We start from the raw sequence: 19,631 nt of genomic DNA, 5'->3' as shown, positions 1-19,631 counted from the left end.
CAGATCCCAATGAGAAAATGTGAGAAAATCCGTTGAGAAAAAAGCGGGCTTCAAAGCTCACATTTTTCGATTCAATGTCGGACTCACCTTCACCTTTCTGTCGTAAACCAACACCTGTGACTCGGTCTTGTGGCCACTGTAAACCTGCTTCTCTCTGCTGGATCCTTCGTAGTCTGAAATGCCTTTTGCTTTCAGATCATGGAAGGTGCAATCGAGCGCCCGCCCCAGTTTTTCACTTGCGCCAGACCGCGCCTTTCTCCAGGCTTCATTAAAACCTTTATACGAATACCTCTCGCCGTACATCGTCCTGATTACCGGCCCTTCATCTCCCCATGGCTTACATATCTCTATGGCAGCCCTTAGCCGGTCATTCCATGCTTTGATCTGCTTAATACCAGTCTTACCTTGTTGGATAAAAATTCCATGATCCATTATCTGATTCCAGTTCATTTTAAGAACATCTGATACCCTTGCTGCGCAAAGGTAGGCTATTTCCATAGCGGCGCGAACAGCAGGGCTAGCATGGTCATAGATAGCCAGATACTCCTCGTCGGTGATATAGCGATCGCGCTGAGGTTTTGGAAATTTATCCACGCCAACACAGGGATTACCTGGCACATAACCACGCTGATAGCTCCAGCGAAATACACGGGACATAGAACTATGCTCATGGTTAGCCTGAACACGGCTTTTTTTACCGCGGGCATCCATGTAACGGCGAATATGCTCAGGCTTGATCAGTTTCGCTTCCGCATCACCGAACACCGGAAGGATGTTTTTTTCATGCGCGAGATAGTCTTTTTGCGTTCGAGGGGCAAGGTCGGCAAAATCCGCGCTGGCTAAAAACTTCCGCCAGAGCTGCGAGAAAGTGATGCGATTTTTCCTTCCCTCTACCACCTTTTCATAAGCGACCCATACCTCAGCCTTTGTGGCGTTAGCAGCAGCTAATTTTTCCGTAGTACCGCCGGGCTTCCAGTAGTAGCCAGAAGGGCGAAAAAATACACCCTTCGGCATCCACTCGTTACCGGGTGCGCGTTTGCGACCCATACGTTATCTCTCTATAGCGTCAAAGTTCATGCCTGGAACAGGCTGATAACCTGATGGTGGAGCGAGGCGCTGAATAGGATGATTTATGTGGTACCAGGTAGTTTTAATCGAACCATCCCGGCGCTCAATAAAGTAGATCCCATTGCAGGTTAAAACCTCTTTTTGCAGGGACTTCTGGGGCGAGCCCGTGGCCTCTGCTAATTCTTCATCAGTCAGGAAACGATCGCTCATGGGTCATTCTCCACTTAACCCGGCTGCACCCGGGCGTTAACCTATATTATCGCTTTTTGGCAGCGCGCATGTTTCTACGGCCGCCTCATGAATACGTTTGATGGTATCCCAACCAATGGGGATCTCGCCCTCCCAGCCTCCTTCCTCGTTACAGCTTTCACACCCTTCACCTGCACACTCTTCACAAACAATGTGATGGTTAACGTGAAACTCTCCGGACAGCGCCGCCTTTGCGCCGTTCGCTGCTGTCAGCTTCAACGGCATGATGCAGTAACCATCCGGTACACCGGGCGGTAGAGGCTGGGTGAAAAGGGGGCCTGGCGCTACATCAAAACGCCGCCAGCGGATATCACAGATGCGCTCTTGTCCTTCTTTACGCCAGGTAACAACATCGGCCACATGTTCAGGCAGTTGTTCGGAATTACCGAACGACTGAGGCGCCTCATCTATCGCAATATCAGCAGAATTTGAGATAGTTGAACCATGCATGGCAGCGCGGCAGGCATTCCATATCTGCTGTGCGTCGGCGTCGTCAAAGAGATCATCACAATGGGACACTAACATGTCGCGAATCGTTGCCGGGCATTCCTCAGGCACTACCGGCGCTGGCGGCGCGGCGCGTGAATAAACTGGCGCATAATCACTGTTCCATCCGACAGGTTCGTTAACCCCATCCAGATATAACGGCTCACGCAAATCTCGGTTATCGTTTTGCAAAGCGCGCCAACCGGTAATCTCCTGCTTATCCCGCTCCCGGCGCTCCAGCAGTTCACAGGCCTGGCAGAGAGCAATGACGTCTGTGGGAGCTAACACGCAATCCACGTTTCCGTTTTCATCTATGTGAGAATTGGTGACCTTTCGGAACACTTTCTTGAGTTCTTTGCTCAGTGTCATGGGTTAGTCCTTCCGGCGCGGCGCACCGCGATATTCTGGCTGAGGTTTGCGCTTTGGTTTTGCGATCAGGTGATCCAGCAATGCGTTCCATGTAGCGCGGTTATTGCGAAGCCAGCGCCCTTCATCTGTATCGAAGAAGCCAGGCTTAACGGAATGGCTTAGAGGCTCAGCGACATCGCAGGGAACCGCTACTGTATCGTAGCCATTGTTGTAATAGCCAAGTTGCGCCATGACCTGGCTTTCTGAGTAACGACCGGCGCTTTCAACGCGCCCGCGGTAACCAGAATCATCAGCAGCCCAAAGAACGATATATGGGTTGCTTCGATCCGTGTGGTTAACGCTCAAAACGAAATATTCACGCTCCACACTCACTCCCCCTCAATCTTCAGGCTGATGCCAGCCGCACGGTCTAGACGTTCAATCTCTGCCAGAATTAGCGCCCCTGCGCGAACAAGGTCGCTACGTGGTGACTTAGGTTTCCACCACACCTCATCCCACGGCCATTCGTTCGGCGCGGCCTCTGATGTGTAACTTTCTGGTCGGGTGCGGTAGACCCACTGTCTACCGTTTACGTGTCGGGCATAGCAAGCTGCTGCACCTGCTAACTCCCCACTCTCGTGGGTGTCGTCATGCTCTGGCGTCCAGCCCTCGGCGGTAACCTGGCGTCGGCGTTCAGCCAGCACGTCGACTGCTGATCGTGAAAGGTTTCCCGCCTCCAGCTCAGCGATCCGCCGCTTATCAGCATCACGCTCTGCCAGTTCGTCCAGTAGCTGAAGGGCCAGCTTCCGCAGATGGTCTTTGCTGCCAATCGCGGGATCTAATACCTCTTTACGCAACGCTGCGTATTTGTCGCTCATACAGCCTCCGCCTCCACCCGCTTAAACTCGATCACCCATACCCAGGCTAACGACCAACCTTCCTCGCCATAGATGGACGTCCATACATGTCGAAAATGCTCGTGGGGTGTAGCGCTGTAGTGATAGTCGGGTATTGAATCATGCCCTCCAGCACATCCCTCTGCGCGAGCATTTTCATCGCTGATGCCGTTCAGACGCTCAACGCGCACGTCGGTAATCTCCAGCGTGATACGTGACGCCCAGCGCGGCATGTGGATGCTGGGCGTCCATTTGCCTTCGGTTCCGCTAATAAGGTCTGGATACCAGGCTGCAAACCAGTATTTTTCAAGGCGTGGATCATCCTCATCGCCATCATCTTCATGAAGGTCTCGGACTTCACCGTCAGCTCTGTAGGCCACAGCGGGACAGCCATCATGATTTACGTCAGCCCAGGTCTCCCGCACCCAGATGCGATCGCCAACGGCACCGAACGGGCAGCATTCCCTGATTAGTTCAGGCACATCTTCGGGGTAACAGCCGATAAATTTCTTCCCGATCTGAATGAATTTTGAAATTGGATCTCTTCCGACAGAGCAGTCCTTTATGATCCGTCGCGTCTGCGTCTTCCTGCCGTCGAGGATGGCTCGCACCATTTCGCCATTGAAAATCATGCCACGCTCTTTCATACAGCCTCCCCGTTGCGCAGCTGGGCAGCGATATCTTCCAACACACCATCTGCGAATGACCGGTCAAAATCACCCTCTGGGGCGTCAGCCATGAACTCTGTAGACGTGAGGATCATGCGAGCAATATCGGCGGCGTTCTTTGCTGTATCCTCAATGAAACCAGCCTCCCACGCTGCTAGCATTCTGTTTGCCACGAAGTAAGCGCCTTCTTTGTGCGCCTGCGTCAGTTGTTCGCGCTGCAAGGCTTCGGTGACTGCAGCTGCTGGCTGCTGCTGGGCCCGGTCATCTGCCGCGCTACGGACAATGTTCATCGCGCGAATGTAGGCAATATTTAACGCCTCCAGGCGGGAGGCCAGCTCAGTTACGATTGCTGAATAGGTATCGATCTGCTGAATGCTTGTGGCATAACTGTGTGCCGTTGTAACCAGCTCGATAATGGTCATTGCTGCTAATTGTTCTTTCACTGTTTTCTCCCTACGCGCTGCACCGCGCCTGAATTTTGGTTGCACGAACCCCTCGCCCGAAGGCGATAAATAAAATGGGTTTCGCTTTAATAAGCGCCCTGCACAGGCACTTAATGAAGCAGGCGGCGATACCGCCGGGTTAGTTTCTCCACACAACACAGGAGAGCACCTGCGGTTACCTGCCGCCCGGGTGGATTGGGTTATGAGCCCGTCGCCCGGTGATGCTCTCGTGTGTTGCGTAAAAAAGTGCGGCATCCTCACGGGTAAGGATCGGATGCCGCCAAAGACAGCAATGCAGCTATTACAGGTCTTGGGTTGTGGTGGCCGGTACTGATCTCCGGCTTGCTTTGTCTACGCACTTAATGGTCGGTTCACCCTCAAAGCGCATCCCGCTCTGCGCCCATCAGCCTGGGCATTCACCACAACGAAGAGAGCACTAAATGATGCTTCTAACAGCTATCGGTTGGGCGTCACGTCCGCGCTGCGGTTCGATGCGCTTATTCACAGATAGTGCTCTCATCGTTGTGCCCCGGTCTCTTCCCGGGCGTCACACCGTACCGCCGCGATGGTGAATCGCCTGTCGTGCCTGAACAGCTGGCTTGCACATTCCGGCTACCCGTTGAGGGATGGAACTTCAAGGAGCCTCCCGGACCGCTACGGCACATGTGCCATGCACCGCCCAGACCTCCCAGCCTGGGTGGTTGGAGTGACCGCACAGGGCGCGGTTTCACCAACTCGGCGGGATCACCATTTCGGACGCCGCCGCGTTACTCCGAATGGCACTGCTACTTCAGGGGGTACGTTGTCAGCGAATCATCCCCACCTTCATACGCCTGGGGCGGCTACTGCGTGGGCGTCCTGCCTGTTCGCTGTTGATGAATTAAATGTACCTTTAGTTACCTTGGTGGTCAAGCGAGGAATGTACTTTTTGTTACCTTGGCGGGTAAAAAAATGCCGGAACTAAGTCCGGCTCAAGGATAAGCGTTTAAATATTTTGTGTTATTTGAACAACCTTACCTACTATCCGGCAATTTCCATCAATTTGAATAGGTTTAAAAGCTGGGTTTAGAGGCATCAAATAGGCGTACGGGCTATCCCAAACTAGTTTTTTTACCGTAGCTTCGGATGAACCATCAAGGACCGCAACGACGATTTTGCCATAGACGTCATCTAGCTGGCCGTAATGGGGCTCGACAATAACAATAGATCCCTCTGGTATGGAGGGTAACCCGTTTGGGTTGGTCATTGATTCGCCGCGAACAACGAGGCCGAAAGCCTCATCCGAAACATTTGCAGTAGTCTGGGTCCATGTAATCACGTCAGTAAGCCTTGAGCATGCGTAGGTGTCAGTCCATAAACCTGCCTGCACAGCAGAGATGATTGGGACAGCGGTAGGTGGTTTCAGAAATGGAATAACCTTCGTATCGTCTGCAACCTCACCACCCTGGCCATAGAGAATCCACTCCGGCGCAGTTTGAAGTGCCAAAGCCAAATTATGCAAATTCTCTCCATCTGGCTTGGTAGTTCCATTCTCCCATTTTGTTACAGACACGCGACTGACGCCGAGCTTCTTGGCTAGCGTCTGCTGTGTTATGTCGAGCTGGACTCGGCGGGATCTGATTCGGTCTTTCATCTCTGTTTTCATGTAACCAATGTTACATACTTTCCTTGTAACTGTTGTTTGCTATTTAATGTACCTTTTGTTACCTTTACTGCATCAGGTAACTAGGAGGAACTATGCGCAAATCTGAAGTAATTGAGCACTTCGGCGGGGTATCTAAAACCGCTAGCGCTCTGGGAATTTCTCACCCCGCTGTGTGTCGCTGGGGAGATGTAATCCCCGAAAAGCAGGCTTACGTGATTGAGCGAATTACGAAGGGGAAGCTTAAGTACGATGCCTCTCTCTACCAAAAGCCTAGCGAAACGGCAGCTTAAAAGTAACCACAGCATTAAGGAGTTAACCGTGGATAACAAACACTGGCAAGTCGAAAAGCAGCCTGTCTGGTTAGTGGCTGCAATCAAGAAAACCATCTCAAGCCTGCCGGGTGGCTACGCCGAAGCAGCTGAATGGCTGGGTGTGACCGAGGACGCTCTGTTTAACCGCCTGCGCACCGGCGGCGATCAGATCTTCCCAATGGGCTGGGCGATGGTTCTCCAGCAAGCCAGCGGCACCAAGCACATCGCCGACGCGGTATCGCGCCAGTCGAACAGCGTCAACGTTCCGCTGGTGGATATCGAGGATGTGGACAACGCCGACATCAATCAGCGCCTGATGGAAACCATTGAGTGGATCAGCGAGCACTCCCAGTTTGTTCGCAAGGCAACAGCTGATGGCGTCATTGACCAGGCCGAACGCGAGCAAATCGAAGAGAACAGCTATCAGGTGATGGCTAAGTGGCAGGAGCATTTAACGCTGCTGTATCGCGTTTTCTGTGCGCCAGAAAAGAGTAACGCCCGCGAGTGTGCAGCTCCGGGCGTCGTGGCGTGTCGTAACAGTGGAGAAACTAACGCATGAACAGTGTAACGGTAAATAACCGCTTACCGCAACTTCGGATGATCCCGGTGCCGGGCCTTCCGCTGTTTCGGTATGAGCGCAGAATAGCAAACCGCTGGGTGGCATGTAACCACAGCCGCGCCACTGGAATCGTGGGTGTTTACTACCGGAGAGCTAAGGCGTTATGCGCGAAATCAGCCGCTGGTTCAAAGACCGCCGGGGGATCCCCGTTCGCGTCATCCGCTGGGAACCAGAATCGCAGCGCGTTATCTATCTGCGGACTGGCTACCCACACGAGTGCTCAAGCCCGCTCCAAATTTTCAAACGCGATTTCAGGGAAGTAGAGGGCGATCATGAGCACTAAATTAACCGCCTACGTCTGGGATGCCTGCGCGGCTTCCGGCATGAAATTATCCTCCGTGGCCATCATGGCGCGGCTGGCTGACTTCAGCAATGACGAGGGTGTTTGCTGGCCGAGCATTGAAACCATTGCCCGCCAGTTGGGTGCAGGCCCGAGCACAGTCAGAACGGCGATCGCTAAGCTGGAAAAAGATGGCTGGCTGACCCGCACGCAGCGCCGCCAGGGGAACCGCAACGCGTCGAATGTCTACCGGCTCAACGTGGCGAAACTTCAGGCGGGGGCATTCGCTCACCTGTCAGATTCTGACACGTCAAAATCTGACGCATCAAAATCTGACCCGTCAAAATTTGAGGCATCAAAAAACGGTGCTGGCGCTGGTTTTGACCCGTCAGAATCTGGTGGGGATCCGTCAGTAAATTCAAAACCAGATCCACAAGTAAAACCTGAAACCTTTTTTCAGGTTGCTGGGCAACCCGACCATGAGGTTTTGATCACTGACCAGGCCAAACAGGTATTAACCCACCTGAACCAGAAAACCAACTCACGGTACCAGGTCTGCAAGTCCTCACTGGAGAATATCCGGGCCCGCCTGGGAGAAGATTTCACTCTGGAAGAACTGATGCTGGTGGTCGACTACAGCACCGCTAAGTGGGGCGAAGACCTGAAAATGGCCGAGTATCTGCGCCCGACCACGCTATTCCAGCCGAGCAAGTTCCCGGCCTACCTGCAGGCGGCTACCAACTGGGAAAAAGCCGGACGTCCTGAGCGCCGTAACGGGCATTGGGTTAACAGCGATGCAGCACGCGCCAGCTTTGACAACGTTGATTATTCACAGATTCCAGCGGGGTTCCGGGGATGAGCATTAACCAATACTGCCAGACGCTGGTTGAACTGCGCGCACGCCCGGCGCATGAGCTTAAAGAAGTTGGCGATCAGTGGCGCACGCCGGAGAACATTTTCTGGGGTATTAACGCTATGTTCGGGCCGCTGGTGCTGGATCTGTTTACGGACGGCGAGAACAGCAAGTGCGAGGCGTACTACACCGCAGAGGACAACGCGCTTACGCAGGACTGGTCCGAGCGTCTGGCTGAACTACATGGTGCTGCCTACGGCAACCCGCCCTACAGCCGGGCATCGCAGCACGACGGTGAATACATTACGGGCATGCGCTACATCATGCAGCACGCCAGCGCCATGCGGGAAAAGGGCGGGCGTTACGTATTCCTGATTAAGGCAGCCACCAGCGAAGTGTGGTGGCCGGAAGACGCCGATCATGTTGCCTTTATCCGCGGGCGTATCGGTTTCGAGCTGCCGCACTGGTTCATCCCGAAAGACGAAAAGCAGGTACCTACCGGCGCATTCTTCGCTGGTGCTGTGGTTGTGTTCGATAAGACGTGGCGCGGACCTGCAATGAGCTACATCAACCGAAGCGAACTTGAAGCGCGCGGCGATGCTTTCCTGTCGCAGATCCGCCGGGAGGCGATGCGGTTGCTACCCCAAATCCAGCAACAAAATATTCCGGAAATTATTCCGGCAGTTGAAGAGGTGCAGGTGGAGCTGCCAGCGGCATGGCCAGCAGAGGTAGGTGCGATATTTGGTCAGCTACCTGACGCTCTGACTTTGACGGAAATTAATCAACGGAAGCTTAAATACCATATTAACCGCATGTGGCTGGAAAAAATCCCGGTACCGGAAATTTTGACGGCGGCAAGCCAACTGGCATCAGCAATGGAGAAAGCAGCGTGAAAGAGATCATCGTAGATAATTTTGCTGGTGGCGGCGGCGCGAGTACAGGTATTGAAATGGCTATCGGGCGCAGCGTGGATATTGCAATCAATCACGATCCTAATGCGGTAGCGATGCACACCACGAATCACCCTGAAACGCTGCACTACTGCGAATCAGTTTTTGATGTGAATCCGACTATAGCTACCGCTGGCCGCCCCGTAGGTCTCGCCTGGTTCTCACCGGATTGCCGTCATTTTTCAAAAGCTAAAGGTTCTAAGCCAGTAGAAAAGGAGATCAGAGGTCTGGCGTGGATCGTCATTCGCTGGGCGCTGGCGGTGCAGCCACGCGTGATGATGCTGGAGAACGTCGAAGAGTTTCGCACGTGGGGCCCGCTACTGGCTGCCGAGATGCGTCCTGATCCGGCGCGCTCTGGCGAAACCTTCGAGGCATTTTGCGGGATGCTCTCCGGCGGCGTCCCGGCAGATCATCCGGCGCTGGCGGAATGCTGCGAGTTTTTGGGTATCCCTGCCGGCGGTGAGCTGGCGCAGAAGCTGGTGGCCGGGCTCGGTTACGCTGTCGATTACCGGGAACTGCGTGCCTGCGATTATGGCGCACCAACGATCCGCAAAAGATTCTTCATGGTGATGCGTTGCGATGGTGTGCCAGTAACCTGGCCGCAGCCGACACACGGTGATCCGAAAACGCCAGCGGTGCAGATCGGTAAACTTAAGCCCTGGCGGACTGCAGCAGAGTGCATCGACTGGTCTATCCCGGCGCAGTCCATCTTCGAACGCAAGAAGCCGCTGGCGGAGAACACGCTTAAGCGCATCGCCCGCGGCATCCAGCGTTTCGTGATTGATAGCGCCTCGCCGTTTATCGTGAAGTGCAACCACACCACGACGAGAGGGAAATACGACTGTTTCCGCGGGCAGTCTCTGGGGGAGCCGCTGCAGACCATCACCAAAACGCATGGCTATGCGATCGCCACCCCAGTGATGGCTCCGCTGTTTGCTGGCACTGGCGGATCTGAATTCCAGATGAGGCCACGCCCGATTAACAAACCGTTTTTCACTCTGCTCACACAGAACCGGACCAATGTCATCGCGCCCGTACTGGCCCCGCTGATCACCCGGCAGTTCGGTGCCAGTATCGGGCACCGTGCGGACGAACCGAGCGCCACGATCACCGCGGGCGGCGGCGGTAAATCGCAGCTGGTGTGCCCGACGCTTATCCAGATGGGTTATGGCGAGCGCCCGGGGCAGGAACCGCGTGTACCGGGCCTGCATAAGCCAATGGGTACCGTGGTCGCTGGCGGAGGCAAGTTTGGGCTGGTGGCGGCGAATCTGGTTAAACACTTCGGCGGGAACTACCAGGGCGCAGGTGTGGCTCTGGATGAACCGGCCCACACAGTCACCACCACGGATCATCATGGTCTGGTCACCTCTCACCTTGTGAAGTTGCGCGGCACCTGCAAAGACGGCCAGCGCACAGATGAACCGATGCCGACAGTAACCGCAGGCGGTTTGCATGTAGGAGAGGTAAAAACCACCCTGGCAGTGGAGGCATACAACGAGCAGCGTGCGGATCAGACGCTGGCGTTTCTGCGGGAGTATTGCGGCGAGGGCTGCGACGGCCTGGTGACGATCAGCGGTGTGGTTTACCGCATAGTCGATATCGGTATGCGCATGCTCCAGCCGCGCGAGCTCTATGCTGCCCAGGGCTTCCCGGAGTGGTACATCATCGACCGCGACTACATGGGTAATCGCTACGCCAAAGACAAACAGGTTGCCAGATGCGGCAACGCGGTACCACCGCCGTTCGCCGAAGCGCTGGTCCGCGCAAATCTTCCAGAAATGTGCAGCGCCATGCAGGAGGTTGCAGCGTGAAACAGTTAACGGTGCGCCAGCAGGAGGTATTGGATCTGCTGGTGAAATACCAGAACGAGCACGGCTACGCGCCGACCATTACGGAGCTGGCCCGCCTGATGGGTGTGGCGTCTTCTAACGCGGCTGCTCAGCAGTTGCGTGCCCTCCACCGTAAGGGGGCGATAAGTCTGATCCCGGCCGCGCATCGCGGCATCAGCATCATTAACCAGGCTTCACAGCTGGCTCAGGAGGAGAAATGAAACTGGTGCTGCCGTTCCCGCCGAGCGTTAACACTTACTGGCGCGCCCCGAACAAGGGGCCGCTGGCTGGCCGCCACCTTATCAGCGCCAAGGGCCGTGAATATCAGAGCGCCGCCTGTGTTGCTATTGTCGAGCAGCTTCGCCGCCTGCCCAAGCCGTCCAGTGAACTGGCATCAGTAGAGATCACCTTGTTCCCGCCGGATGCCCGCCGCCGGGATATCGACAACTACAACAAAGCGCTATTCGACGCGCTTACGCACGCTGGCGTTTGGGAGGACGACAGCCAGGTTAAACGGATGCTGGTGGAGTGGGGGCCGGTGACCAAGCAAGGCCGAGTAGAGATCACGATCAGTAAATACGAACCGGCGGTTGCAGCCGCCTGAATAAGTGGAGAAACGCATGACACAGAATTTAGCCATTCCCGTTGAATTAATGATGAGCAGCCGTGACATTGCCGACCTAGTGGAGTCACGGCACGACGACGTGAAACGGTCTATTGAGCGCCTGGCCGAGCGGGGCGTAATCCAACTTCCGCCAATGGCGGATGTTAAAAATCACCTCAATCAGACGGTCTCCGTTTTCATGGTGAATAAGCGGGACAGCTACGTGGTAGTGGCGCAGCTGTCGCCAGAGTTTACTGCCCGGCTGGTTGACCGGTGGCAAGAACTGGAGAGCCGGCAGCAGGTCAGCGTGCCGAAATCACTGCCGGAGGCTTTGCGTCTGGCCGCCGATCTGGCTGAGCAAAAGCAGCGCCTGGCCGACGAGCTGGCCGCCGCCGCGCCAAAGGTTGAGTTTGTCGATCGCTACTGTACCGCCAGCGGCTCGATGTCGTTTCGCCAGGTAGCAAAGCTGCTGAAGGCCAAAGAGCCAGAGTTCAGGTCGTTCCTGCTGGACAGCAAAATTATGTACCGCTTGAACGGCGGGCTTACCCCTTATAGCCAGCACACCGATGCGGGGCGTTTTGAGGTTAAGACCGGCACGGCTGCGGTTTCTAACCATGCATTCAGCCAGGCACGGTTCACCGCCAAAGGCGTTAAGTGGATCGGCGGCCTGTGGGCGGCGCATCTGGCGGCAGGACGTGCAGCATGAGGGCACTACTCAATCCTGTAGTGGTACGCGAGCTGGGGCAGGTAGTGTTCCGTCCAGGAGCACAGCTTATGTCGATGTTCAGTCAAGGGCGCATTCTGCTGGAGAACGAGCCGGAGCGACTGGCCAGCCTGCCGACCGGAGAAATCCCGCCCGCCGTGCAGCCGCTGGCCGAAGATCCGTTGCTGGTACCGGTATTCGAAAACGAGCGGGTGATCAGCCGCGCTGGTGGCATTCAGGCGCTGGAAGGCTGGCTCATGCGTGATGCTGGCTGCCAGTGGCCGCATAGCGAATGGCATTCCGCTAACCTGACGACAATGCGCCACGAACCGGGGTCTATCCGCCTTTGCTGGCACTGCGACAACCTGCTGCGCGACCAGCACAACAAAACGCTCGGCGGCATGGCGCGTGCAAACGTTGCCGAGTGGCTTATCTGGTTTATCCAGGGTGATCTCCAGTTTGGTGCTGACCACCAGCTGACGATCCCGGAGGTGTGCTGGTGGCTGACACGTAACGGCCTCGCCGAAGCTATCCCCGAAAATCTGGCCCGCCATGCCCTGCGCCTGCAGGACGAGCCTATCAAGTCGGTATACCGGGAAAGCGAGCTTCACCATATGCCAGCCGCTACTGAGATCGTGCAGGAGAAGGCAAAGCAGGTGCTGGCGCTGCGTGTTGACCCGGAGTCACCGCAATCTTTCATGCTGCGCCCTAAGCGGACGCGCTGGGAGTGTGAGAAGTACACCCGCTGGGTTAAGCAGCAGCCGTGCGCATGCTGCGGCCAGCAGGCTGACGATCCCCATCACCTGATCGGTTACGGCCAGGGCGGCATGGGTACCAAAGCGCATGACCTGTTTGTGATACCGCTGTGCAGAGTGCATCACGACGAGTTGCACGCTGACATGAAGGCGTTTGAGAAAAAATATGGCACTCAGCCCGAGCTGCTGCTGAAAACATTAGACAGCGCGCTGGCGATCGGCGTTGTGGCGTAATTTTGTGGAGAGAGTTATGCGTGATATGTACGAATTAATGGACTTATGGGGTGCCTGGGCTGCTTCAGACCATAGTGGAGTAGACTGGCAACCAATTGCTGCCGGGTTTAAAGGACTGCTGCCGCACGGTAAGAAATCACGACTCCAATGTGATGACGATGAAGGGATTTTGATTGACGGGTGTGTAACGCGTCTTCGTAAATATAAACCTGACGAATATGAGTTAATAATTGCTCACTTTATCATGGGTATTTCATTGCGAACTATAGCTAAGAAACAGCGGTGCTCTGATGGCTCTATCAGAAAGAGAATGCAAAATGCTCTTGGATTTATTGATGGCGTATTGTCAATAATACTTGAGTAGCTTTTCATGCCCCATGATTATTATGGGGCAATATATGGAGCTAGATATGAGAGTGATGCAGTTAAAGCTTTATCAAAGAAATGCATTATCTGTTGGTGGAAATGGCTATTTGATAGCTTTATAAAAAGATAAATTAATCCACCCCAAAACATCAAAGATGCTAATTTGTCAATGGTCTTTAATCTTTCGCATGAATTCTTTATTAATACTTCAAGCTCTTTTTGGATGACACTGGCGCTTTGTTTGACTTCAAGCTCATTATGGAATTTCAAGTATTTTTTGAAGGCGTTATCCAGTCTATTATTCAATGCTGTAAAAGCCTCTCTATAAACATCATTGGATGAAGTGTTTACTTTTTTTATCATCCATAAACCAGATGTAATGATTATTGCCTCAAGTGGAGCATCGACTTTAGCTAATGCACCTACCGCTATTAGTGCTCCCGGTATCGTAAGCGCCTTCGTTTGGCTTGAAGAAATAAATTCGTTGATCTTGGATGTAAACTCTAAACTCTTTTCATCAAGCTCGTTCAATAGTTTGTTAACAGAGTAGCGCTTAGTATAAATTTCGTATAATTCGCTATATTTTTTGTTAAATGCAGTTGTTAATTGTATGAGTAATTTAAGTTTGTTTGCATCTTTCTCCATTGATTTGGTCAGTTCGTAGAGGGTGGCACGCATAACTGAGCAGCGTTCTGATTTATGAAGATCATCAAAATCAATTTTTTGCACTAAGCTTAGGGCGATATTAAGCTCGTTTGTAGGCGCGGAAAATGAAGGCAGCTGTAAAAAATGTAATGTTGACTCTATTTCGATTTTGTCCCCGCCTTTATCATTCATTAAGAAAAAAACATAAAAATCATTGGCAAAATGATCTGATAGTTCCTGAAGTATTTTTTTCCAAGTGAAGTAAATATTGAAAGTGAGTAATGTTTTATTACTTGATACATTTAAATGGGATAGTTTTTCAGAAACTATGTAAAAATAGCCGGGCAGTTTTTCTGAGTTATTTACACGCTGCCAAAGACTTTCTAAATTATTATAAAAAGGGCAATCCCCCTCGTCCCAGCAGCTAGCTCGCTTGTCCAGCCAGATTTCCGAGTCACCTTCAAACAGGTTATCAGGCTTTAGATAACCAATTTGAGATATTGAAGATTGTAGATTTGTTTTTTCATTATTATTACATGGGGAAGCTAATTTAATTACAACGAATCCATCTTTCGATTTGATCTCTGAAGATGCAATTAAGGTTGCAATATTGTCAAAACTATCCTTATTTTTCATTTGCATATCTTCTTAGTTTATGAAACTCTTCGGGTGATAATCGTATAATCACTTCATTATTTCTACTTCCTATTATAACTGGTTTGTTAGATTTTTCATCCCCTATTGCACCACGAAGGATTTTAATTTCGAAGTTTTTGTCTTCATCTGTTAGTTTTATAGTAAGTGCTTGTGTCGCAGAATATATGGTAGGCTCAAACTGCGCATCAACTTTAAACTCATTTTCATATACGAAGTCTTTAAAGGTTCCTAAAAATTTTGATTTTTTTGGTAAACATTTGTCAATGATTTTTTGTATTTCATCCACACTAACAGATTTATCAATAGTATCTCTTGACTTAGTATCTAGGAAATCTCTAACTTCAACATCAGCATTTTCTCTTACTGCTCTTCCCAGTGAGTTAAACGAAACAAAGGTCTCTATTGCTCTGAATATTTCATTGATGCTACGCTTGTTATCAACGTCCTTAGTGCAACCTAACGAATCCTTAAAAACATCACTCTGAGATTTGCCTTGGATAAAATCAACGTAGGAATGGCCATCATTATCTGGATAACACTCATCGAATAATGTTAAGTCAAACATAGCAGCTTGTCGAAGAGCATCGGTGTTTACAGGGTTAAGCCTTTTCGGCTGTAGACTTACTTCTTCGAAATCAAATGCACCCCTTTTATCAACCATGACTATGAGTAACTTTCCTAAATCATCTGCATCGCTAAGGGATTTGTAGTGGACAAACACTAATGTTCCACCAACAAGCTTTGTAACAACATTCTCATTATTAGAGTTTAGTTTAAGTTTGTTCATTACTGTTTTGCAAAAATCCTCAAAGATAATTTTATCTTTAATAAATTTTGTTAATAATGTTGGAATTGAATTAGGAAGGCTATCTTTGATTAAATAGTTGTGAAATTTATTTTTTCTGCGAAATTTTTTCTCAATCCTGGTAATAAACTCGGTGGCAACTGGGGTTGTAAGGTTCCATAGCTCGCCTATTGTGTAATCAAAAATTTTCTCTTTTTCAAGGTGGGCTGTGATCGCGTTAACAACAATAAAATTTTGATTACCGATTCTTGCAACATTGGGGCTTGCGCCACATATTTCGCAATTTTGCTCAATATCGTCTATGACATTGCCACATTCCTGACAAACAAATCCGCCCATAAAGTATCACCTTGAAATTATTGAGAATTTTATAATTTAACTTGTAACGCTATCTTGACTGCGAAGTATTGAAAACATACGTACGGTGAAAACTTTACAATAAAGCTAATGCGTACGCAAAAAGTATCGTAATCTGTTAAGACTGGTTTCTATGACTCGAACTTAAAGCGCATTTGTAACCTCGCTTAGGCGGGTTTTTTGCTTCATGAAGTAAGCATTATTGTTGACTGTGTAAGCATAATTGATTACTATAATCGCATGTTCAACAGAATGGAGGAGTGGTGAAGCAAAACGAGTTCAGGCGGTGGCTTGAATCTCAGGGGGTCGAAGTTTCAAACGGTACCAACCATCTGAAACTAAGATACAACGGGAAGGTAAGCGTAATGCCCAGACATCCCGGCTCTGAGTTAAAAGAGACACTGCGAAAGGCGATACTCAAGCAGTTAGGCCTTAAATAACAAACCAGCCCTCTGGGGCTGGTTTCTCGGAAAAGCTTCATCAAGACGATATGCGATACCCTGTAAATCTTGAGCCGGACACTGGCGGCTATGTTGTGTCCTTCCCGGATATCCCCGAGGCACTGACCCAGGGCGATGACCGGGAAGAGGCGCTGTCGATGGCGCGCGATGCGCTGGTGACTGCCTTCGATTTTTATTTCGAGGATGGTCGGCCAGTACCCTCGCCGGGGGCGGTGGCCGGTGATTATGTGGATGTGCCCGCTAGTGTAGCGGCGAAGGTGCTGCTGCTTAATGCCTTTCTTGCGTCCGGCTTAACCCAGGTTGAGCTGGCTTCGCGCATGGGGATTAAAAAGCAGGAGGTGACGCGCCTCTTTAACCTGCATCACTCGACCAAGATCGACACAATCCAGAAAGCGCTTGCGGTGCTGGGTAAGACACTGGAACTGCACGCCGCGTAATAACGCTTCACCATCTTAAGGCTCGCTTCGGCGGGCCTTTTTCGTATCTGGCCGCAGGCAATCAGCATCTATCTCCCATTAACCGCGTGCCTGACGGCCCTTCCCCTTACACACAGCCTCCCAACTGCCGGAGGTATGAGACATGTTTGATATGAGCAAATTGGCTACTGGCGCAGCTTATGGCGCATCAGCCGGGACGGTAGCCAATGGACTGCTAACCCGGTTAAGCCCCGACGAGTGGAGCGCTCTGGGGGTGATTATCGGGATCGTTGTGGCAATCCTGACGTTCGGCATCAACTGGTACTACAAGCGTAAGACCACGTTGGCGCAGATCCAGGCGCTGAAGACCTGGCCCAGACGCCCGGTTGATATTACGGAGGATTAATGGCGATCTCATTGTCGTTACGTAACAAACTGATCGGTGTAGCTGGTGCTGGTGCGCTGGCGATCGCCACGGTATTTCTGGGTGGCAAAGATGGCGTAGAAGGGCGCAAGTATGAAGCGTACCGGGATGTTGCCGGGGTATGGACCGTCTGCGATGGCCATACGGGCCGGGATATCTTAAGAGGCAAGACCTACACCGATCGCGAGTGTGACAACCTGCTGTGGAAAGACCTGCAGCCAGCCAAGAAGACGGTTGATAGTCTGGTCAAAGCACCACTGAACGAGTACCAGCGAGCCGCTCTCTATAGCTTCGTCTTTAACGTTGGCTCTGACGCGTTCTCGAAATCAACGCTGCTGCGCAAGCTGAACAAAGGCGACCATGCCGGAGCGTGCGAAGAGATGCGCCGCTGGGTTTACGCTGGTGGCATGAAGTGGAAGGGCCTCCAGAACCGGCGCGAGATGGAGCGTAGCTTGTGCCTGGCGGAGAGCAAGTATGAAATTTGACTGGAATTTCGTCTTGCCGCTGATCCTGATGCTGCTTCTGGGCGGTACTGCTGCTTACTACCAGCACCAGTACGGGTTGGAGAAATCGCGCGCCGATACAGCTGAGCATAATTTGCAGCTGGCGAACGACACCATAGATGATATGCAGACGCGCCAGCGAGATGTGGCCGCACTGGATGCCAAATACACCGGAGAACTGGCAGATGCCCAGGAAACTATCGATCAGCTTGAGCGTGATGTTGCTGCTGGCCGTAAGCGGCTGCGGCTCAACGCAGAATGCCCCACGTCCGCAGAGGCCAGCACCGGCGGCCTGGGCGATGCTACCGGCCCCCGACTTACAGAGTCCGCTCAACGGGATTATTTCACCCTCAGAGAGCGGATCGCCACAGTAACGAAGCAGGTCGGTTACCTGCAGGATTACATTAAAACGCAGTGCCTTAAATAGTAGAGAGGGTATATGACTTACATCACCGACCGGGAACGCCGCCGCCGGGAGGAAGATGAGCGCCGCCGCCGTCAGGCCGAGAACAGCTCTTCATCTGGCCTGCTCAACCCGTTTAACCCCCTTAACCCAGCCAGTCCGCTTAGCCCGAGCTTGGCTGATTCTTCCTCTTCCTGTGATAGCGGCAGTAGCTATCACAGCGGATCGGGAAGTTGCAGCAGCGATTAAGCATCACAAGGCGCTTTCGAGCAGAGCGCCTGATGATGTTCTCCACTCTGCACAACACGGTTAGCCACGCTGTGAAGCGTCGCGACACTGGATTGACGAGGTCGTCAGTTAAATTACTGATTGCAATAGATTATTTTGTCATCTAACGTTGTTAGTGAACTGCAATCAAGAGGTGGATATGGAAGAGATAATTGTAACTATCATCGGCAGCAATTTTCCTGCGATGTCAGCAAGTAAGTTCTACGATGAAGAGGATGATGTCGAATATATCGAGATAAAAGGCGATGGCATAAGCCAGGAGCTTTTCAAGAATATCAGTCAAGGCACCAGTGTCGAGCTCTACTCGGAGCTTAAATCTCTGGGCTTTTACACGCTAATAACAGCAACGGCAGATATGGTTTTGCTCGCTAAGGGCGACATCGCCAATCTTCTGAAGCGTAAGATAAATTTTAAATAAGCCGCCTTCGGACGGTTTTTTATTGCCACCACATCAAGCCACTGGCATCCGCTGGTGGCTTTTTTTATGCGCCTCGCACGCGCACCAAAGAGAGTCTTTCAGCCGTGAGCCTGGGGATCCGCTTCTCTCGGGCGGCTGTCCCGTGCGACAGGCTCACATCTAAAAGGAAACCACTATGACTGAATGTTTGAGCATTCCCTGTGTAAAAACGACACCCAAGCCATTCGGTGTAAACGTCGAATGGAAATGGCCTGATTCGAGCTTCTGGGGTTCTCAGCTTGAACTGCAATACCTCCTTGCAGATGACCGCCTTGTGAAAGAGGTCATCAGTTGGCCGGTTACTGGGCTCCTGATTTCTGGGCGTAAAGCTGGTGAGCGACTGCAGGTGCGCCTGCGTCCTGTTAGGGCAGATGGTACCGCGCGAGAATGGCGCGCCGGAGACTGGATTGATGCTACGACATCGACCGATGTGCAGGATATTGTTGATCATATCCTTGAGGGCATAAATGAAAGCCAGGCATTTAAAAGGCTGGTGGGCCAAAACCTGCCTCCGTCTGGCGGTTATGTTACACCTCAGAACTACACGATCCGCGTAGGTAACGATGAGAACGGCAGGCTTTGCGCTACTGGTTTTGGCGTAGCTGTTGAGAATGGTAAAAAGCAGGTAAAGCTTCATGCTGAAAAGTTTGAGGTTAATATGAGCGGCACACTGCATTTAAAAGACGCAGTCGCGACAGCAGTCGAACTCAAGACCCGCCTCTCTGACGATATGCGCGAGGCTGTCATTGACGCTGTGCGTGAGAGTGATTTGTTTAAGGCGCTGCAGGCGTCACAGGATGCTCAGGCTTCTGCTCAGGTCACATTGCAACAGACCATTAATCAGGTAGTGACCGACGCCATACGCAACGCGGTAAAGCCCGGCGGCCTGCTGTATCGTCCCTAAGGGT

Annotated in this window: 29 protein-coding genes; 19 read left to right on the top strand and 10 right to left on the bottom strand. The window is 52.1% G+C overall.

Features of this window, described 5'->3' with window-relative positions; translation table 11 throughout:
- Positions 1–57: 57 nt before the first annotated feature.
- The 8 genes from EV102420_RS10495 to EV102420_RS10460 form a co-directional block, all read right to left on the bottom strand.
- The gene (locus tag EV102420_RS10495; protein ID WP_042391519.1) at positions 58–1,047 is read right to left on the bottom strand and encodes a tyrosine-type recombinase/integrase; all 990 of its coding nucleotides are present in this window, start codon (positions 1,045–1,047) and stop codon (positions 58–60) included.
- Between the two features lie 3 nt (positions 1,048–1,050).
- A complete protein-coding gene (locus tag EV102420_RS10490; protein WP_042391518.1) occupies positions 1,051–1,278 on the bottom strand; it encodes a DUF4224 domain-containing protein in 228 nt (75 codons plus the stop codon).
- A gap of 36 nt (positions 1,279–1,314) precedes the next feature.
- Entirely contained in the window at positions 1,315–2,172 is an 858-nt protein-coding gene (locus EV102420_RS22735) for a hypothetical protein (RefSeq protein ID WP_052512353.1), read from the bottom strand.
- A 3-nt stretch (positions 2,173–2,175) separates the two neighbouring features.
- Positions 2,176–2,538: a hypothetical protein gene (locus tag EV102420_RS10480; protein WP_042391517.1), complete on the bottom strand. Its 363-nt coding sequence runs from the start codon at positions 2,536–2,538 to the stop codon at positions 2,176–2,178.
- Between the two features lie 2 nt (positions 2,539–2,540).
- Complete coding sequence (locus tag EV102420_RS10475; protein ID WP_217996438.1) at positions 2,541–3,029, bottom strand: hypothetical protein; 489 nt, start codon at positions 3,027–3,029, stop codon at positions 2,541–2,543.
- Positions 3,026–3,694 carry an ASCH domain-containing protein gene (locus EV102420_RS10470; protein ID WP_042391516.1) on the bottom strand — a complete coding sequence of 223 codons (669 nt, stop codon included), beginning with the start codon at positions 3,692–3,694 and terminating at the stop codon, positions 3,026–3,028. The genes EV102420_RS10475 and EV102420_RS10470 overlap by 4 nt, the downstream gene beginning before the upstream one ends.
- Entirely contained in the window at positions 3,691–4,158 is a 468-nt protein-coding gene (locus tag EV102420_RS22730; protein ID WP_255211677.1) for a hypothetical protein, read from the bottom strand. Before EV102420_RS22730 ends, EV102420_RS10470 begins: the two co-directional genes overlap by 4 nt.
- Before the next feature lie 985 nt (positions 4,159–5,143).
- Positions 5,144–5,803: a LexA family protein gene (locus tag EV102420_RS10460; RefSeq protein ID WP_172462263.1), complete on the bottom strand. Its 660-nt coding sequence runs from the start codon at positions 5,801–5,803 to the stop codon at positions 5,144–5,146.
- A gap of 92 nt (positions 5,804–5,895) precedes the next feature.
- Between EV102420_RS10460 and EV102420_RS10455 the strand changes: the two genes are divergently transcribed.
- The 11 genes from EV102420_RS10455 (at position 5,896) to EV102420_RS10405 (ending at position 13,305) form a co-directional block, all read left to right on the top strand.
- Positions 5,896–6,093, top strand: a complete 198-nt coding sequence (locus tag EV102420_RS10455; protein ID WP_042391515.1) for a Cro/CI family transcriptional regulator — start codon at positions 5,896–5,898, stop codon at positions 6,091–6,093.
- Between the two features lie 28 nt (positions 6,094–6,121).
- Positions 6,122–6,673, top strand: a complete 552-nt coding sequence (locus tag EV102420_RS10450; RefSeq protein ID WP_042391514.1) for a YmfL family putative regulatory protein — start codon at positions 6,122–6,124, stop codon at positions 6,671–6,673.
- Between the two features lie 163 nt (positions 6,674–6,836).
- Positions 6,837–7,016, top strand: a complete 180-nt coding sequence (locus tag EV102420_RS10445) for a DUF4222 domain-containing protein (protein ID WP_042391513.1) — start codon at positions 6,837–6,839, stop codon at positions 7,014–7,016.
- Complete coding sequence (locus EV102420_RS10440) at positions 7,006–7,872, top strand: conserved phage C-terminal domain-containing protein (RefSeq protein ID WP_042391512.1); 867 nt, start codon at positions 7,006–7,008, stop codon at positions 7,870–7,872. Before EV102420_RS10445 ends, EV102420_RS10440 begins: the two co-directional genes overlap by 11 nt.
- Positions 7,869–8,759 carry a phage N-6-adenine-methyltransferase gene (locus EV102420_RS10435; RefSeq protein ID WP_042391511.1) on the top strand — a complete coding sequence of 297 codons (891 nt, stop codon included), beginning with the start codon at positions 7,869–7,871 and terminating at the stop codon, positions 8,757–8,759. The genes EV102420_RS10440 and EV102420_RS10435 overlap by 4 nt, the downstream gene beginning before the upstream one ends.
- Positions 8,756–10,627: a DNA cytosine methyltransferase gene (locus EV102420_RS10430; RefSeq protein ID WP_042391510.1), complete on the top strand. Its 1,872-nt coding sequence runs from the start codon at positions 8,756–8,758 to the stop codon at positions 10,625–10,627. Before EV102420_RS10435 ends, EV102420_RS10430 begins: the two co-directional genes overlap by 4 nt.
- A complete protein-coding gene (locus EV102420_RS10425) occupies positions 10,624–10,866 on the top strand; it encodes a LexA family protein (protein ID WP_072015234.1) in 243 nt (80 codons plus the stop codon). Before EV102420_RS10430 ends, EV102420_RS10425 begins: the two co-directional genes overlap by 4 nt.
- Positions 10,863–11,249, top strand: coding sequence for a RusA family crossover junction endodeoxyribonuclease (locus EV102420_RS10420; RefSeq protein WP_042391508.1), 387 nt, complete (start codon positions 10,863–10,865; stop codon positions 11,247–11,249). The genes EV102420_RS10425 and EV102420_RS10420 overlap by 4 nt, the downstream gene beginning before the upstream one ends.
- A 16-nt stretch (positions 11,250–11,265) precedes the next feature.
- A complete protein-coding gene (locus EV102420_RS10415; protein WP_042391507.1) occupies positions 11,266–11,955 on the top strand; it encodes a phage antirepressor KilAC domain-containing protein in 690 nt (229 codons plus the stop codon).
- Positions 11,952–12,941 (top strand): DUF968 domain-containing protein, encoded by a 990-nt coding sequence (locus EV102420_RS10410; protein WP_042391505.1) that lies wholly within the window; start codon positions 11,952–11,954, stop codon positions 12,939–12,941. Before EV102420_RS10415 ends, EV102420_RS10410 begins: the two co-directional genes overlap by 4 nt.
- Positions 12,942–12,957: 16 nt before the next feature.
- Positions 12,958–13,305 carry an antiterminator Q family protein gene (locus EV102420_RS10405; RefSeq protein WP_042391504.1) on the top strand — a complete coding sequence of 116 codons (348 nt, stop codon included), beginning with the start codon at positions 12,958–12,960 and terminating at the stop codon, positions 13,303–13,305.
- Positions 13,306–13,325: 20 nt separating this feature from the next.
- Here EV102420_RS10405 and EV102420_RS10400 read toward each other — a convergent pair whose 3' ends face one another.
- Positions 13,326–14,588 carry an anti-phage protein gene (locus EV102420_RS10400; protein ID WP_052512352.1) on the bottom strand — a complete coding sequence of 421 codons (1,263 nt, stop codon included), beginning with the start codon at positions 14,586–14,588 and terminating at the stop codon, positions 13,326–13,328.
- The gene (locus EV102420_RS10395; RefSeq protein ID WP_042391503.1) at positions 14,578–15,753 is read right to left on the bottom strand and encodes a nucleoid-associated anti-phage protein; all 1,176 of its coding nucleotides are present in this window, start codon (positions 15,751–15,753) and stop codon (positions 14,578–14,580) included. Before EV102420_RS10395 ends, EV102420_RS10400 begins: the two co-directional genes overlap by 11 nt.
- A gap of 281 nt (positions 15,754–16,034) precedes the next feature.
- On the opposite strand from EV102420_RS10395, the gene EV102420_RS10390 reads away from it, so the two are divergent.
- From EV102420_RS10390 to EV102420_RS10360, 8 genes are all read left to right on the top strand, one after another.
- Positions 16,035–16,211: a type II toxin-antitoxin system HicA family toxin gene (locus EV102420_RS10390; RefSeq protein WP_042391502.1), complete on the top strand. Its 177-nt coding sequence runs from the start codon at positions 16,035–16,037 to the stop codon at positions 16,209–16,211.
- A gap of 50 nt (positions 16,212–16,261) precedes the next feature.
- Positions 16,262–16,669, top strand: coding sequence for a type II toxin-antitoxin system HicB family antitoxin (locus tag EV102420_RS10385; RefSeq protein WP_042391501.1), 408 nt, complete (start codon positions 16,262–16,264; stop codon positions 16,667–16,669).
- Between the two features lie 142 nt (positions 16,670–16,811).
- Positions 16,812–17,054, top strand: coding sequence for a class II holin family protein (locus EV102420_RS10380; protein WP_042391500.1), 243 nt, complete (start codon positions 16,812–16,814; stop codon positions 17,052–17,054).
- Positions 17,054–17,557, top strand: coding sequence for a lysozyme (locus EV102420_RS10375; protein ID WP_077776521.1), 504 nt, complete (start codon positions 17,054–17,056; stop codon positions 17,555–17,557). Before EV102420_RS10380 ends, EV102420_RS10375 begins: the two co-directional genes overlap by 1 nt.
- On the top strand, positions 17,547–18,002 hold the full coding sequence (locus EV102420_RS22060) for a lysis protein (RefSeq protein WP_042391499.1): 456 nt from the start codon (positions 17,547–17,549) through the stop codon (positions 18,000–18,002). Before EV102420_RS10375 ends, EV102420_RS22060 begins: the two co-directional genes overlap by 11 nt.
- A gap of 12 nt (positions 18,003–18,014) precedes the next feature.
- Positions 18,015–18,227, top strand: a complete 213-nt coding sequence (locus EV102420_RS22340) for a hypothetical protein (protein ID WP_131406010.1) — start codon at positions 18,015–18,017, stop codon at positions 18,225–18,227.
- A 178-nt stretch (positions 18,228–18,405) separates the two neighbouring features.
- Positions 18,406–18,684 carry a hypothetical protein gene (locus tag EV102420_RS10365; protein ID WP_042391498.1) on the top strand — a complete coding sequence of 93 codons (279 nt, stop codon included), beginning with the start codon at positions 18,406–18,408 and terminating at the stop codon, positions 18,682–18,684.
- Positions 18,685–18,859: 175 nt separating this feature from the next.
- Positions 18,860–19,627, top strand: coding sequence for a hypothetical protein (locus EV102420_RS10360; RefSeq protein WP_052512351.1), 768 nt, complete (start codon positions 18,860–18,862; stop codon positions 19,625–19,627).
- Positions 19,628–19,631 lie beyond the last annotated feature (4 nt).

The organism is Pseudescherichia vulneris NBRC 102420 (genome assembly GCF_000759795.1).
Taxonomy (GTDB): domain Bacteria; phylum Pseudomonadota; class Gammaproteobacteria; order Enterobacterales; family Enterobacteriaceae; genus Pseudescherichia; species Pseudescherichia vulneris.
Note: the sequence above shows the minus strand (reverse complement) of the source record. Positions and strands in the feature narration are given on the sequence as shown.